This is a genomic window from Plantactinospora sp. KLBMP9567, from assembly GCF_033446045.1.
Taxonomy (GTDB): domain Bacteria; phylum Actinomycetota; class Actinomycetes; order Mycobacteriales; family Micromonosporaceae; genus Plantactinospora.
The window spans coordinates 146,756-161,860 of record NZ_JAWQRR010000009.1 but is presented as its reverse complement, the minus strand read 5'-3'; the positions used below and the strand labels follow the sequence as shown (position 1 = coordinate 161,860).

General features: G+C 72.6%; 13 protein-coding genes. 8 read left to right on the top strand and 5 right to left on the bottom strand.

Annotated features, from left to right (window positions below):
* Nucleotides 1–186: 186 nt before the first annotated feature.
* Nucleotides 187–1,374 carry a xylose isomerase gene (gene xylA / locus R6Y94_RS06540; RefSeq protein ID WP_318394859.1) on the bottom strand — a complete coding sequence of 396 codons (1,188 nt, stop codon included), beginning with the start codon at nucleotides 1,372–1,374 and terminating at the stop codon, nucleotides 187–189.
* Between the two features lie 132 nt (nucleotides 1,375–1,506).
* Here xylA and R6Y94_RS06535 point away from each other — a divergent pair, with 132 nt between their 5' ends.
* Complete coding sequence (locus R6Y94_RS06535; RefSeq protein ID WP_318394858.1) at nucleotides 1,507–2,808, top strand: ROK family protein; 1,302 nt, start codon at nucleotides 1,507–1,509, stop codon at nucleotides 2,806–2,808.
* A 373-nt stretch (nucleotides 2,809–3,181) separates the two neighbouring features.
* Here the strand turns inward: R6Y94_RS06535 and R6Y94_RS06530 are convergent, their stop codons facing one another.
* Entirely contained in the window at nucleotides 3,182–3,658 is a 477-nt protein-coding gene (locus tag R6Y94_RS06530) for a MarR family winged helix-turn-helix transcriptional regulator (RefSeq protein WP_318394857.1), read from the bottom strand.
* A 116-nt stretch (nucleotides 3,659–3,774) separates the two neighbouring features.
* Between R6Y94_RS06530 and R6Y94_RS06525 the strand changes: the two genes are divergently transcribed.
* The 3 genes from R6Y94_RS06525 (at nucleotide 3,775) to R6Y94_RS06515 (ending at nucleotide 6,241) form a co-directional block, all read left to right on the top strand.
* A complete protein-coding gene (locus R6Y94_RS06525) occupies nucleotides 3,775–4,956 on the top strand; it encodes a PP2C family protein-serine/threonine phosphatase (RefSeq protein ID WP_318394856.1) in 1,182 nt (393 codons plus the stop codon).
* A gap of 27 nt (nucleotides 4,957–4,983) precedes the next feature.
* Nucleotides 4,984–5,367 carry a GNAT family N-acetyltransferase gene (locus R6Y94_RS06520; RefSeq protein ID WP_318394855.1) on the top strand — a complete coding sequence of 128 codons (384 nt, stop codon included), beginning with the start codon at nucleotides 4,984–4,986 and terminating at the stop codon, nucleotides 5,365–5,367.
* A 64-nt stretch (nucleotides 5,368–5,431) separates the two neighbouring features.
* Nucleotides 5,432–6,241, top strand: coding sequence for an SDR family oxidoreductase (locus R6Y94_RS06515; RefSeq protein WP_318395070.1), 810 nt, complete (start codon nucleotides 5,432–5,434; stop codon nucleotides 6,239–6,241).
* 113 nt (nucleotides 6,242–6,354) lie between these two features.
* On the opposite strand, the gene R6Y94_RS06510 is transcribed toward R6Y94_RS06515, so the two are convergent.
* The 3 genes from R6Y94_RS06510 to R6Y94_RS06500 form a co-directional block, all read right to left on the bottom strand.
* Nucleotides 6,355–7,839, bottom strand: a complete 1,485-nt coding sequence (locus R6Y94_RS06510; RefSeq protein WP_412102696.1) for a sugar transferase — start codon at nucleotides 7,837–7,839, stop codon at nucleotides 6,355–6,357.
* Nucleotides 7,840–8,183: 344 nt separating this feature from the next.
* Nucleotides 8,184–9,893: a substrate-binding domain-containing protein gene (locus R6Y94_RS06505; protein ID WP_318394854.1), complete on the bottom strand. Its 1,710-nt coding sequence runs from the start codon at nucleotides 9,891–9,893 to the stop codon at nucleotides 8,184–8,186.
* 240 nt (nucleotides 9,894–10,133) lie between these two features.
* Nucleotides 10,134–11,186 carry a lactonase family protein gene (locus R6Y94_RS06500; protein ID WP_318394853.1) on the bottom strand — a complete coding sequence of 351 codons (1,053 nt, stop codon included), beginning with the start codon at nucleotides 11,184–11,186 and terminating at the stop codon, nucleotides 10,134–10,136.
* A gap of 146 nt (nucleotides 11,187–11,332) precedes the next feature.
* Between R6Y94_RS06500 and R6Y94_RS06495 the strand changes: the two genes are divergently transcribed.
* The 4 genes from R6Y94_RS06495 to R6Y94_RS06480 all read left to right on the top strand — a co-directional run bounded on the left by R6Y94_RS06495 (nucleotide 11,333) and on the right by R6Y94_RS06480 (nucleotide 15,045).
* Nucleotides 11,333–12,052: a GntR family transcriptional regulator gene (locus tag R6Y94_RS06495; RefSeq protein ID WP_318394852.1), complete on the top strand. Its 720-nt coding sequence runs from the start codon at nucleotides 11,333–11,335 to the stop codon at nucleotides 12,050–12,052.
* Nucleotides 12,043–12,786, top strand: a complete 744-nt coding sequence (locus tag R6Y94_RS06490; protein ID WP_318394851.1) for a (Fe-S)-binding protein — start codon at nucleotides 12,043–12,045, stop codon at nucleotides 12,784–12,786. The genes R6Y94_RS06495 and R6Y94_RS06490 overlap by 10 nt, the downstream gene beginning before the upstream one ends.
* 133 nt (nucleotides 12,787–12,919) lie before the next feature.
* On the top strand, nucleotides 12,920–14,392 hold the full coding sequence (locus tag R6Y94_RS06485; protein WP_318394850.1) for a lactate utilization protein B: 1,473 nt from the start codon (nucleotides 12,920–12,922) through the stop codon (nucleotides 14,390–14,392).
* Nucleotides 14,386–15,045 (top strand): LutC/YkgG family protein, encoded by a 660-nt coding sequence (locus R6Y94_RS06480; RefSeq protein ID WP_318394849.1) that lies wholly within the window; start codon nucleotides 14,386–14,388, stop codon nucleotides 15,043–15,045. The genes R6Y94_RS06485 and R6Y94_RS06480 overlap by 7 nt, the downstream gene beginning before the upstream one ends.
* Nucleotides 15,046–15,105: the final 60 nt, after the last annotated feature.

The following is a 15,105-nucleotide window of genomic DNA, read 5'->3' as shown; positions in this document are numbered from 1 at the left end:
TCACGTCTCTGGGCTCACGTAACGGTGTCGCGGTCCCGGTCTCACCGGCTGTCGCAGGTCAACACCGGAAGGTTGGTCGTACCCGATCGGGAACGCAAGCCTGGTCACGCACCCCAACCCCCACCCACGACGGACAGCGAGCCAAGACCCAACCCCCACCCACGGCGGACAGCGGGCAGACAAGAGTCAGCGAGCCCCGAGCAGATGCTCCACCGCAAGCTGGTTCAACCGCACGAACCCGAACCCCCGGGCCGCCACCGCGTCCACGTCGAAGTCCTCGAACGCACTCCGGTCCGCCAACAGATCCGAGTACGTCTCACCCGGGCTCAACGTCGGCGTCGACAGCTCCGCCACCTTGCTGGTGGCCAGCGCCTCCTGCACCTCCGGGTCGGCCCGGAACGCCGCCGCCCGCTCCTTGAGCAGGAGGTAGGTCCGCATGTTCGCCGCCGCCGACGCCCACACCCCGGTGTAGTCCTCGGTGCGCGACGGCTTGTAGTCGAAGTGCCGGGGCCCGGTGTAGGCCGGCCCGCCCTGCGGCCCGCCGTTCTCCAGCAGGTCCACCAGCGCGAACGCGTTCAGCAGGTCACCGTGACCGAAGACCAGATCCTGGTCGTACTTGATCCCCCGCTGCCCGTTGAGGTCGATGTGGAAGAGTTTGCCTGCCCAGAGTGCCTGAGCGATCCCGTGCATGTAGTTGAGCCCGGCCATCTGCTCGTGCCCGACCTCGGGGTTCAGGCCGACCAGCTCCGGGTGCTCCAGCTCGTTGATGAAGGCGAGCGCGTGCCCGACAGTCGGCAGCAGGATGTCGCCGCGCGGCTCGTTCGGCTTCGGCTCGATCGCGAACTTCAGCCCGTAGCCCCGGTCGATGACGTACTGGGCGAGCAGGTTGACCGCCTCGCGGTAGCGGTCCAGCGCCGCCCGGATGTCCTTGGCGGCGTCGTACTCCGAGCCTTCCCGGCCGCCCCACATCACGAAGGTGTGCGCGCCCAGCTCGGCGGCGAGGTCGATGTTGCGCAGCACCTTGCGCAGCGCGAACCGGCGTACGTCCCGGTCGTTGCTGGTGAAGCCGCCGTCCTTGAAGACCGGGTGGGCGAAGAGGTTGGTGGTGACCATCGGCACCACCAGACCGGTCTCCTCCAGCGCCTTGCGGAACCGGGAGATGTGCTGCTCCCGGGTGGCGTCGTCGGAGCCGAACGGGATCAGGTCGTCGTCGTGGAAGGTGATCCCGTACGCGCCCAGCTCGGCGAGCCGGTTGACCGCCTCGACCGGGTCCAGGGCCTCCCGGGTGGCCTCTCCGAACGGATCCCGGGCGGTCCAGCCGACCGTCCAGAGGCCGAAGGAGAACTTGTCGGCAGGGGTTGGTTGGGCTGCCATGGCTGACCTCCAGGGGAACCGACTCGACGTTGAGGTGAGGGCTGGGCCGACATCCCGGGTTGACGCCCCGGCAACCCGGCCGATTTGTTTATCGGTTGAATTATTTGATCGCGGTATGGCATTGTCAATACCGTGGCGCAACCTGCGGCGGTGCCGGTCGGCGTGGCGGTAACCGCCGTCCGCCAGGCGAGCCTGCGCGAGCACAACCTGGCCCTGGTGCTGCGGCAGATCGCCACCGCCGAGCGCCCGCCGTCCCGGGCCGACCTGGCCACCGCCACCGGCCTGACCCGGGCCACCGTCTCCGCACTGGTCGACGACCTGATCACCGGACGACTGCTCACCGAGGTCGCCCCGATGCCCCGGTCCGGCGCCGGCCGGCCCGCCGTCGGCCTCACGCTCGCCGGTCACGGCCCGGCCGGCCTCGGCCTGGAGATCAACGTCGACTACCTGGCCGCCGTCCTGGTCGACCTCGCCGGGACGGTACGGCACCGCGCGGTACGCCGGGTCGACCTCCGACCGGTGCCCCCCGCCGAGGCCCTGGCACTGGTCGGCGAGCTGATCACCGAGGCCGGAGCCGAGGCGGACCGGCAGGACCTGGCCCTGGCCGGTACGGCGCTCGCGGTACCCGGCCTGGTCACCGCCACCGGGCTGGTCCGGCTCGCGCCGAATCTCGGCTGGCGGGACGTGGACGTGCCGGCGCTGCTCGGCGGGCACCCGGTGCTCGGCGGGCGCGGGTTGGGGGTGGACAACGAGGCCAACCTCGCCGCGCTCGGCGAGTTGCACGCCGGCCCGCCCGACTGCGGCAACTTCATCTACATCTCCGGCGAGGTCGGCATCGGCGCCGGGATCGTGCTGCACGGCACCCTGTTCCGGGGTGCCCGGGGCTGGAGCGGCGAACTCGGCCACGTGCCCGTACACCCGGAGGGCCGGCCCTGCCGGTGCGGCGGCCGCGGCTGCCTGGAGCAGTACGCCGGCCAGGAAGCCATCCTGACCGCCGCCCGCCTGGCCGACCCACCCGCCGTCGGCACCGGCCCGGCCACCGTCGGTACCGACCCGAGTCGGGATCCACCGGCGATCCGGACTCCGGGCGCGGCGGTCGCCCGACTGGTCGAGGCGGCCACCCGGGAGGACCCGACCGCCAACCGGGCACTGGTCGAGGCGGCGACCGCACTCGGGGTCGCCGTCGCCGGGGTGATCAACCTGCTGGACGTGGACACGGTGGTGCTCGGCGGCGTCTACGCACCGCTGGCCCGCTGGCTGGCCCCGACGGTGGAGGCCGAGATCCGCCAGCGGGTGCTGACCGCCGCCTGGTCACCGGTGACCGTCCGGGCCGCCCTGCTCGGCGGGGACGCGGCCGCGCTCGGCGCCGCCGGCTCGGTCGTCCGTACCGTGCTGGAGCAGCCCGCCCGGTGGCTCGGCCGAGCCGGCCGATAGCCGCGCGCGGGGGCCGACCGGGGCACTCGTCAGCGGTTCCGGCCCGGCGAGCCGGCTCCCGGCGGGCACCATGGGATCGGCCACGGCAACCAGGGCGACCGCGGCGACGCGGCCGAGGACCGCTCGCTATTGTTGCCCCCAGACAACTATTCCGATCATCAACCATTGGACTCTCGTCAACCCGAACAGCGCGGCGCGTGCGCCCGACTGCCGGCTTCGGCCAGCACGGCCCGCAACAGAGGTTGACCAGGTCCACTCCGTGCCGACAGGAGTGCCAGCGCCGATGCGCACACCTCGACGACCCGGCGGACGGGCGGCCGGCTCTGCCGCCGCCCGGCGCCCGGACCGGGCCGACGGGCGGCCGGCGGCCGGCTCAGGCCGACCGTTCGGTCGGCTCGACGTTGGCCCGGAACGCCCGGTCGAATTCGATGAGCCCACGCAGCAGCGCCTGCCGGCCCGCGGGACTCATCCCGGCGAGCGTCTCGGCCAGCCGTTCCCGGCGGTCGGCGCGGATCTCCACGAGCAGCTTCTGACCGACCGTGGTGAGATGCAGCGAGATCTCCCGGCGATCCGCCCGGCCCGGTTCGCGTTCGAGCAGCCCGGCCGCGACGAGCCGGTCGCAGAGCCGGCTCGCCGAGGAGAGCAGCATGCCGAGGATCCCGGCCAGTCCCCGCAGGTTGATCCCGTCGAACTGCTCGACCACCATCAGGGCCCGCAACTGAGAGCTGGACAGTCGCCCGCTCGTCCGTTCCCGGGCGGCGTCCCAGACCGACAGCAGCGCCGCCGCGGCGGTGTCCACCGCGGTGGCGAGGGTCGGATCCGGTCCGCCAGGACCGCCGCATTCAGCCATGGTGATCCTGACACTACCGCCGCCACCCGGCTGACCGCACCGGTGCGCGCCCGCACAGCCCGTCCGGACCGCCGGGAACGGTACGCCGGTACGGCCTCCCGAGCGGCGGGCCGGAGATGACAGGCCGGCTGGTCGACATCCGCCGTATCCTGGCCGAGGCCCCGGCGGATCTCGTCGTCGAGCGGCTCGGCACGGAGCTGACCAGGGTGTACGGGACGACGGAGACCGAGCTGCTCCAGGTCGACTACCGGCTGGCCGCCCTGGTGCCGCTGCACGGCGGCGATCCGGTGGTCGGGGCCGGCGCCCCGGCCTGGCGGTGCTTCGACCACCAGACCGAGGCGCTCCAGGACGGGGTGGTGTATCTCCCGGTCACGGTGCGGGGCGAGCGGATCGGCGTACTCCGGCTCACCCCGGCGCCGGAGGACCCGGACCGGCGCGACGAGTTGGCACAGGCCGCCACGGCGCTGGCGCACGAACTGGTCGCGGTACGGGCCGGCACCGACAAGTACGCGGTCGGCGCCCGGACCCGCCGGCTGACCCTGGCCGCCGAGATGCAGTGGGAGCTGCTCCCCGGCCGGAGCCGGATCCGTCCCTCGTTCAGCCTGGCCGGCCAGCTCGAACCGGCGTACGCGGTGCGCGGCGACAGCTTCGACTGGGCCGACGACGGCCAGCGGCTCTGGCTCTCCACGATGAACGGGATGGGCGAGGGGGTGACCGCCGCCATGCTCACCTGCCTCGGCACCAACGCGCTGCGCAACGCCCGGCGCGCCGGTCTCGACCTCGCCGACCAGGCGGCCCTGGCCGACCAGGCGATCTACGCCTACCACCAGGGCATCCAGCACCTCTCGGCGCTGCTGCTGGAGCTGGACCTGCGCACCGGGGTGGTGACGGCGGTGGACGCCGGCTCGCCCCGGCTGCTCGTGCTGCGCGAGGGCGAGGTGCTGGAGCAGCCGCTGGACGACCAGTTCCCGCTCGGCATGTTCGACGGCACCATCTACCAGTCGCAGAGTTTCCGGTTGGCGCCCGGCGACCGGCTCTTCGTGGTCAGCGACGGCGTCCTCGACGCCTCCTCCCGCACCGCCCGGTACGGCGACACCGCGCTCTACCGGTCTGTCCGGCGGACCAGGTCGATGGCACCGCTCGAGGCGGTACGGTCGCTCCTCGGCGACCTGCGGGCGTTCGTCGGCAGCGATCTGGTGGACGACGCGGTGGTGGTCTGCCTGGACTGGTACGACGGCCGGACGGGGCCACCCCGCTCCGGTGGCCGCCAGCCCGACACCGACGACCGGGGGCAGTAGGCGGGGGTCAGAGCGCCTGCCCTGCTGTTGTTCCGGTGTGACCTGGCAACTGCATCCCAACGAGGCCGCCGGATTCGAGAGGACGGGCGGCGCACCTTCGCGTTGTGCGAACTGATGGTGCATCCCGATTGGCAGCGTCACGGTATCGCCCATGCGTTACACGACGAGCTTTTGCCCCACCGCTCCGAGAAGCGCGCGACGCTTTTGGTACGCAAGGAAGACACCGCTACCCAGAAAGCGTACGCCAAATGGGGTGGAACAAGACAGGAAAGCTCAAGCCATATCCAGACTCACCCAATTATGACGCTCTGGTTCTCCAGATCTGATAATCGGCAGGGACGGGCACAGGCCCGGATCGACGGCCGCGCGCTTGCGGTGGCGATGTCCGCGCCTCCGCCGTACGGGCCGTGATGCCGAGCCCGGTAGGAATGGGCAAGGATTCGCGAGCTTTCTTCTACCGCCCGCACAGGTGGAGATGTTGCTATTGCATCGATCGAATCCACGAAACGGAACGGGTGGTTCAACCATGCGCGTCGCCATCATCACCGGGGGCAGCTCGGGCATCGGACAGAGCGCCGCCATCCAGCTCGCGCAGCACGGGACGGGCGTGATCCTGACCTTCCAGGGCAACGAAGCCGGAGCTTTGGACACGGTCGCGACGATCGAGAAGGGCGGCGGTACGGCCGTCGCACTGCCACTCGATGTCGGCCGCTCCGAGACGTTTCCGGCCTTCCACGACTCGGTGGTCGCCGCACTACGCGACACCTGGCAGCGGGACAGCTTCGACTTCCTCGTCAACAACGCCGGAGCCGGCCACATGGCCCTGTTCGAGGAGACCACCGAGGAGGACTTCGACAGGCTGGTACGGGTACTCCTCAAGGGACCGTACTTCCTGACGCAGACGCTGCTGCCGCTCATGGTCGACGGCGGTGCAATCGTCAACACCACGAGTAGCTCATCCCGGTCCCTGGGCCTGGAGCCCGGATACTCGGTGTACGGGAGCTTGAAGGGCGGCCTTGTGGTGCTGACCCGCTACATGGCCAAGGAGTTCAGCGGGCGGGGCATCCGCGTCAACTCCGTCTCGCCCGGCGTCACCCGCACCCGCATCGGCGACAACGCATTCGAACGTTTCCCCGACCTGATCCCCGGCATCGCCGCCCGTACCGCCCTCGGCCGGATCGGCGAGCCGGACGACGTCGGTATGGCCATCGCGATGCTGCTCGGCGAGGAAAGCCGCTGGATCACCGCGCAGGACATCGAGGTCTCCGGGGGATTGGACCTCTGACGACCGGGCCGCGTCGAGGGGAACGCCTTCCGCCGCGGCCGCCGGTCGGCGGTGTACAGGTCCGGGCATGCGGGCGACCTGTGCCGGTCGCACGGCGCACGAGCTACTTTCCGTCAGTACGCGCCCCGGGTCCGGACCACCGCCCCGAAGGTCTTCCACAGGATGGTCAGGTCGGCGGCGAGCGACCAGTTCTCCACGTAGTAGAGGTCGAGCCGGATGCCGTCCTCCCAGCTCAGGTCGGATCGGCCGCTGATCTGCCAGAGACCCGTCATGCCTGGCTTCACCAGCAGCCGGCGGGCGACGTCGCCGTCGTAGCGGGCCACCTCGGACGGCAGCGGCGGGCGCGGTCCGACCAGGCTCATGTGCCCGAACAGCACGTTGGCGAGCTGCGGTAGCTCGTCGAGGGACCACTTGCGCAGGATCCGGCCGACCCGGGTGACCCGGGGATCCACCCGCATCTTGAACATCAGGCCGTCGGTCTCGTTCTTGGTGGCCAGCTCCGCCAGGAGCGCGTCCGCGTTCACCACCATGGTCCGGAACTTGTACACCCCGAACTCCCGGCCGCCCTGGCCGACCCGGATCTGCCGGAAGATCACCGGGCCCCGGCTGTCCAGCTTGATGGCGAGCGCGATGACGGCGAGCAGCGGCAGGGCGACCGCGAGCACCGTGGCCGCCAGTGCCCGGTCCACGAAAGCCTTGACGACCTTCCGGGCGCCCCGGAACTCGGGCGCCTCGACATGGATCAGCGGCAGGCCGGCGACCGGCTGGGTGTGGATCCGCGGCCCGGCGACGTCGGTCAGTGCCGGGGCGAGCACCAGGTCGATCCCGGTGCCCTCCAACTGCCAGCCGAGCCGGCGCAGCCGGGTGGCGGTCAGCTCGTTGGAGGCGGTCACCGCGACCGTGTCGGCGTTGATCGCCGCCGCGGCGTCGACGATCGCCCGGAACGAGCCGAGCACCGGCACGTCACCGAGGCGCTGCGGCACCGGCGCGAGCAGCGCGTCCGGGATGCAGGCGCCGACCACCTGGTAGCCGGCGTACGGCTCGCGGCGCAGCGTGTGCACCAGCTCCAGTACGTGCGCGGTGTCGCCGACCGCCAGCACCCGCCGGGACCAGCCGGCCCCTCGGGACCGGGACCAGTGCAGTCGTTTCCGGGCGGCGAACCGGGCGACCACCAGCCCGACCGTGCCGACCGCGAACGAGATGCCGAGGAACCCCCGGGAGACCCCGACGTCGGCGAGATAGCCGGCGATCGCGACTCCACCGGCGAGCCGCAGGCTGGCGGAGGTGACGCGGCGGTACTCGTCGGCGCCGTAGCCGAGCACCCGGTGGTCGTAGCAGCGCAGCGCCTTGAGCGAGACCAGCCAGGCGACCACCAGGGCGGGGCCGACGATCACGTACGGGATGTCGGAGCCGCGCGGCTCGTCGCCACCGAACCGGGCGAAGTAGCCGCCGATCACCGCCAGCACCAGGATGGCGGTGTCGAGCACGAGCAGTTCGCGGATGTAGCCACGCTGCCGCGTCCGGTACGACGATGCCGGTGCCCCCGAGGTCGGCTCCGGAGGCATGGTGGCAGGGCTCAGCAATGTCGCCGACGTCACCGGCCCTCCCTCGCTCCAGGGGGCACCCGATCAGCCGCTCGCTGCCCTGACGGAGCGGCCCGGAGGCACCCCGACATCTTCACCTACCGGGGGCATCACCGAGGGATTCCGACGGATTACTGTCACTTGTTTGCCTCGCCGGTGCTCCGGCTGCTCACGTACCCGAGGCCGGCGCCGGGACGGGACGCGGTCGACCAGGTCTCGGCGGCGACCTCCGGGGCGTGCCGCAGAACTCCGACGCCGGCCGGACAGCGCGACGCCCGCCGTACCGGCACGGGTGGCCGGTACGGCGGGCGCGGTCGAGCGGGGTCGCGGCCGGCGGGCGGGCCCGACCGGGGCGGGTGTCAGCGCGGAGCGGTCGGCCGGCGGGCGATCGCCTGGAGGAAGATGTCGCCGATCTTCGCCGGGTCCTCGGTGACGAAGGCGGCCCCGCCGGTCACCTTGGGGATCGAGTCCAGTTCGGCCTTGCTGACCTCGGCACTGATACCGATGATGATCACCTGGACCGGACGGTCAGGGTCGTTGATCCGCTTCAGCTCGGCGAGCAGTTGCGCCTGGCTGATCCCGTTGTCGTCCTCGTTCTTGCCGTCGGTGAGCATCACCACCGAGTTGACCCGGCCGGGCTGCCAGTCTTCCTGCACGGCCTTGTAACCGGCGAGGATCGAGTCGAAGAGGCCGGTGTCGCCGCCCCGCTTGGGTGTGATGCCGGCAAGCTGGCTCTCCAGCCGCTCGCGCTGGGCGGACATCGGGCCGATCGGCACCAGCGAACGGTAGTCGCGGGAGCCGTTCAGCTCGGTGGAGAAGACCCAGAGGCCGAGTGCCCAGGAGTCGTCGAAGAGCGCGAGGCCGCGCTTGGCCGCCTCCAGGGTCACCTGCATCCGGGTGGCGTTGTTGGCGGTCGGCACCTTCTCGAACATCGAGCCGGAGATGTCGATGATCGCCAGCATCCGGCCGGACTGGGTGGCGACGGCCCAACTCGAGAGCACCCGCTCGATCGTCGCACCGTCACCGCCACCGGCGGTGCCGCCGGGGTTGGGTGCCGGGGTGGTCGGCGTCGGCTGGGTGCCCGCCGGGCTCGGCGCGCCCCGGGGCGGCGCGAAGCCGTCCGCCCAGGTGCCGTCCGGGGCCCGGAGCCCCTGCCCGGCCAACTGGCGTCGGAACGCACCGGAGTCGAGCGCGGCGAAGAGCCTCTCCGCCGCCGCGCCCTTGGCGGGATCGATGCCGGGCATCACCGCGTACGGGTAGTCGAGCGAGAGCGGCGCGGGCTCCAGGTAGAGGGCGGCGAGCGGCACCGGTGGCTTCGTCGCGTTGAACTCGATGACGTCCTCTTCGGAGAGTGCCGCGGCACCCAGCCCACGGGCGATGGACGTCTGGTCGGTCGCCCGGGGGAAGCGGGCGATCAGCTCCTCGCGGACCGCCGAGGCACCGGTGGCCAGCGCCCGCAGGGCGGCCGTGGTCGCCTGCTGGGCCCGGACCCCGCCGCCGGACTGGGCCGCGATGGCCAGCGAGAGCAGCCCGGACAGCCCGGCCGCGTCCCGGCTCGGCTCGACGAGGCCGGTCTTGAGCTGGGTACCGGTGGTGATCCTGCCGAGCAGGTCCTTCCAGCCGAGCTTCTTCTGCGGCCAGCCGACCGTGGTGGCGAGCGGCTCCGGCATGGCCACCACCACGGGGCTGCGCGCCACCGAGGTGTTGTTCTGCGGCGCGAACGCGGGAGCCTGCTGGCGCAGCCGCAGCAGCCAGGTGGAGGAGTCGGGCAGCCAGACGTTGGGCAGTACGGCGCTGCCGCTGGCCTGTCCGACCCCGGACAGCGACACACCGTGCTGCCCGGCGACGGCCGCAGCCACGTCCACGGACTCGCTGGCGGTGACCTCGACGGCGACGCAGAGGCCGTCGACCTCGGTCTCCTCGGCACTCAGGTCGGCCGCGGCCTTCTCGACGGCCGGGGCGATCTCGGGCGCCGCGGCGACGGTGAGCTTCAGCTCGCCCGAGCAGTCGGAGCCTGCCCACTGCTGATAGCCATACCACCCTCCAACCGCGACAAGAACGAGCACCATCGCGCTGGCGATGGCGCCCGCCCCTCGGATATTTCTACGCATGCGATGGCGGCCAGGCACCTGACCATCTTGAGGGCTTCTGCGAAGTCGTGCCAGGGGCGAACGGCCGAATGTTACCGAGGCAGCAAAGACTTTCTGAAAAGCGTTCACTTCAGGTAGTCGAGCGGACTCAGAACGTAGAGAATACCGGCCAACGGGGCCTCATCGGCCCACCACGCGCCAAAAAGATCTTATAGATACTTATCCCAGAATTAAGGATTGGTCGCCGAGTACACACGTCGGACTCGGCACCGCGACCCGGCCGGGCGACGCCGCCGGGAGCCCGGAGTCGGGGTCGACCGGAAAGACCGCCACCGCATCGGCCCGCTCCTCCGCGACGTAGAGGTGCCGGCCGAGCAAGGCGAGGTGCCGGGGCCAGTCCCCGATGCCGGAGACCTCCGCCAGATAGCGGGGTGACTCGTCGTCCAGCGTGAACACCGCGACCGTGCCGACGCCCCGGTTGGCCAGGTAGAGGAACCGGCCGTCCGGGCCGACCGCGATCTCCGAGGGCTGGACGTGGCCCGACCGCCGGCTGGCCTCGACCCGGGCCCGCTCGACCGGCCGGCCGTGGTCGTCGAAGACGTACGCGGTGACGGAGGCGTCCAGCTCGCCGGCGAGGAAGCAGCGCCGGCCGTCCGGGTGCCGGGCCAGGTGCCGGGGGCCGGTGCCGGGCCGGGTCGCGATCCGGCCGGTGGCGTGCAGCCGCCCCTGCGGGTCGCGGTCGTACCGGTAGAGCGAGTCGGTGCCGAGGTCGACCGCGAGCAGCCCGGCGCCGGCCGGGTCGGGCGAGACCATGTGCACGTGCGGCCCGGCCTGGCGGACCGGTACGGGCCCGCGCCCGTCGTGCCTGACCAGGTCGGTCCGGTCACCCGGCGCCCCGGTCGGGTCCAACGGGTGTACGGCGACACTGCCGCTGCCGTAGTTCGCCACGAAGAGGAACTCCCCGCCCGGGTCGACGGCGAGGTGACACGGCTCGGCGCCACCGGTGGACCGGACCGCGAGCGGGGTCAGCGCACCGCCGGAGTGGATCGCCCAGGCGCTGACCGTGCCCTCCGGCAGCTCGTTGACCGCGTACAGCACGGGTAGCCGGGGATGCCGGGCCAGGAAGGACGGCGACGGCGTGCTCGCCACCACGCCGAGTACGTCGAGCCCGCCGGTGGCGGCGTCCCGGCGGGCGGCCACGATGCCCGTACCGCGGCCGCCGCTCTGCCCGGTGTAGCAGCCGATGTAGACGATCCCCGCGCCGTCGGACATGCCCGCTCCAGTTCCCGGCCGACCGCCCCCGGTCACGCCGCTTTGGCACGATCAAACCAGAACCCGCCTCCACCGGGGCGGCGACCACGTCCGCCCGGGCTCGACGATCTTCCGGCCGCCGACGGTTTCCTATAGGATCTTCGATCATGAACGGTCTGCTCCGGCCGGCCCGCCGGACCACCCTCGCCGACGACGTGTACGAGTCGGTGCGGACCCTCGTGATGGACCACGCCGTGGCCCCCGGCGAGCGGATCAACATCGACGCGCTGGCCCGCCGGCTGGAGGTGTCGCCTACCCCGGTCCGCGAGGCCCTGGCCCGACTGGAGTCCGACGGGCTGGTCCGGAAACGGCCGCTGGCCGGTTACACCGCCGCACCGCTGCTCACCCGGGCCGAGTTCGACGAGCTGGTGGAGATGCGGCTGATCCTGGAGACCGCTTCGGCGCGGCGGGTGGCCGAACGGTTCGCCCGGCGAGCCGCCGACGGCGGGAACGGGTCCGACGGGCCGGCCGGCGAGCTGGCCGAGTTGCGCCGCGAGGCCGAGCTGCCCGACCAGGTACCCGGCACCGAGGGCTTCGCCGCGATCGCCGCCTTCACCGCACAGGACGCGCGCTTCCACCACCTGCTCGCCGAACGCTCCGGCAACCGGATGCTGCACTCGGCGGTGGTCCGGCTCCGCGCCCACCTGCACCTGTTCCGGCTGCACTTCCCCACCGCGCATTACGGGACCAGCGCCCGGGAACACCTGCGGATCGTCGACGCCATCGGCACCGGCGACCCGGACGCCGCCGGCACCGCCATCCGCGACCACCTGCTCGCCGCCGCCGACCGGCACCTGCCGTTCTTCGAAGGAACCCGATGCGGATAGCCCTCTTCGTGACCTGCGTCAACGACCTGGTCTACCCGGCCACCGGCCGGGCCGTGGTACGCGTACTGGAGCGGCTCGGCCACACCGTCGAGTTCCCGGTGGAGCAGTCCTGCTGCGGGCAGATGCACGCCAACAGCGGCTACCGGGCCGAGGCACTGCCCCTGGTGCGGGGCTTCGTCGACACCTTCGGCCGGTACGACGCCGTGGTGGCCCCGTCCGGTTCGTGCGTGGCGATGGTGCGGGAGTCGTACCCCCGGCTCGCCGGTCCGGACCCGGGCCTGGCGGCGGCGGTCGCCGACCTCACACCCCGGGTCTACGAACTCTCCGAACTGCTGGTCGACGTGCTCGGGGTGACCGATGTCGGTGCCGCCTTCCCGCACCGGGTGACCTACCACCCGACCTGCCACGGCCTGCGGATGCTGCGGCTGCACGACCGCCCGCTGCGGCTGCTGCGCGCGGTACGCGGCCTCGACCTGGTGGCGCTGGCCGGCGCCGAGGAGTGCTGCGGCTTCGGCGGCACCTTCGCGGTGAAGAACGCCGACGTCTCCGCCGCGATGCTGGCCGACAAGTGCGCGGCGGTCTGCGACACCGGGGCGGCGTACGTGGCGGCGGCGGACAACTCCTGCCTGGCGCACATCGGCGGCGGCCTGTCCCGGCGCGACGGCACCGGGCCGGGCGGGCCGCGCGCCATCCACTACGCGGAGATCCTGGCGAGCACCGGGGAGCGACCGTGACCGGGCGGACCGGGCCGGCGCCCGGGCGCGGTCGGCGGGGTAGCGCGCCGCAGCCGGACGGTCGAGGCCGACGGTCCGCCGGTGGAGGCTCGCCGTCGACACCCGGCGGCGCCGGACCGAACGAGGAGCGGGGATGACCGCGGGTACCGGGAACATCGTCGCGCCGCTGCCGTTTCCGACGGCGGCCCGGCGCGAACTGGCCGACGGGCAGCTCCGGGCCAACCTGCGCCGGGCCACCCACACCATCCGGGACAAGCGGCTCCGGGTGGTCGGCGAGGTGCCGGACTGGGAGGCGCTGCGCCACTCCGGCGCGGCGATCAAGGACGACGTGCTGGCCCGCCTGCCGGAGCTGCTGGAACAGTTCGAGGCGGCCGCCACCGCCGCCGGGGCCACCGTGCACTGGGCCCGGGACTCGGCCGAGGCGTGCGCGGTGGTCACCGAACTGGTCCGGCGGACCGGCAGCACCGAGGTGGTCAAGGTCAAGTCGATGGCCACCCAGGAGATCGGCCTCAACGAGGCGCTCGCCGAGGCCGGCATCGCGGCGGTCGAGACCGACCTGGCCGAGCTGATCGTGCAGCTCGCCGACGACACCCCGTCGCACATCCTGGTACCGGCGATCCACTACAACCGGCGGCAGATCCGGGACATCTTCGCCAGCCGGATGCCCGGGGTCGACCTCGACGCGCTCACCGACGACCCGCCCGCGCTCGCCGAGGCGGCCCGCCGGCACCTGCGGGCGAAGTTCCTCAGCGCCAAAGTGGCGATCTCCGGCGCCAACTTCGCGGTCGCCGAGACCGGCACCCTGGTGGTGGTGGAGTCCGAGGGCAACGGCCGGATGTGTCTGACCCTGCCCGAGACGCTGATCTCCGTGGTGGGTGTGGAGAAGCTGCTGCCGACCTTCCGCGATCTGGAGGTCTTCCTGCAACTGCTGCCCCGCTCCTCGACCGGGGAGCGGATGAACCCGTACACCTCGCTCTGGACCGGGGTCACCCCGGGGGACGGGCCGGGCGACCTGCACATCGTGCTGGTCGACAACGGGCGTACCGAGACGCTGGCCGATCCGGTGGGCCGGCAGGCGCTGCGCTGCATCCGCTGCTCCGCCTGCCTGAACGTCTGCCCGGTCTACGAGCGGGTCGGCGGGCACGCGTACGGGTCGGTCTATCCGGGCCCGATCGGCGCGATCCTCTCCCCGCAACTGACCGGGCCGGACTCCGGCGCGAACCGCACCCTGCCGTACGCCTCGACGCTCTGCGGCGCCTGCTTCGACGCCTGCCCGGTCCGGATCGACATCCCCGAGGTACTGGTGCACCTGCGGCAGCGGGGCGTGGACGCGCGCCGGGGCCGGCCGTCGGCGGAACGCACCGCGATGCGGGCACTGTCCTGGGTGATGCGGGACCGCCGCCGGTACGCTGCCGCGCTCCGGGCCGCCCGGCGCGGTGCCGCCCCGCTGCGCCTGGTCGCCGGCGCACGCGGGCAGGTACGCCGGCTGCCGTGGCCGTTGTCGGCCTGGACCGCCAGCCGGGACGCCCCGCTGCCGGCCAGCCAGACGTTCCGGGACTGGTGGGCCGGGCGGGACCGCACGAACGAGGAGGAGGACCGGTGGTGACCGTACCCGGCTCGGCCCGGGAGGAGATCCTGGCCCGGATCCGGGCGGTCCGGCCCAGCGGAGTGGTGCCGGTCCCCCGGGACTACCGCACCGCACCGCTGGCCGGCACCGCGACGGGGACACCGGCGGACGGAGAACTGATCGAGTTGCTGGTCGACCGGCTGGTCGACTACCGGGCCACGGTCCGCCGCTGCGGGCCGCAGGAGCTGCCCGGAGCGCTCGCCGAGCTGCTGGGCGAGGTGCCGACCGTGGTCGTACCGCCGCAGGCGCCGGCCGAGTGGCTGTCGGCGTACCTCGGCCGGACCCGCCGGGACGGCGACCCGGACCCGCTGACGGTGGCCGACCTCGACGCGCCGGGCGTGGCCGTGGTCACCGGCTGCGCGGTGGCGATCGCGCAGACCGGCACGCTGCTGCTGGACGGCGGACCGGACCGGGGGCGCCGGCTGCTCAGCCTGGTACCCGACCACCACCTCTGCGTGGTCCACGCCGCGCAGGTGGTCGGCGGGGTGCCGGAGGCGCTCGCCCGGCTCACCGACCCGACCCGGCCGATCACCATGGTCTCCGGGCCGTCGGCCACCAGCGACATCGAACTCGACCGGGTGGAGGGCGTGCACGGACCGCGCCGGCTGGACGTGCTGGTGGTTACCGGCTGAACCCCGGCCGGCGGTCCGGGCCGGCACGGCGCGCGGCTCCGCGGCCCCGGACCGGCCGCC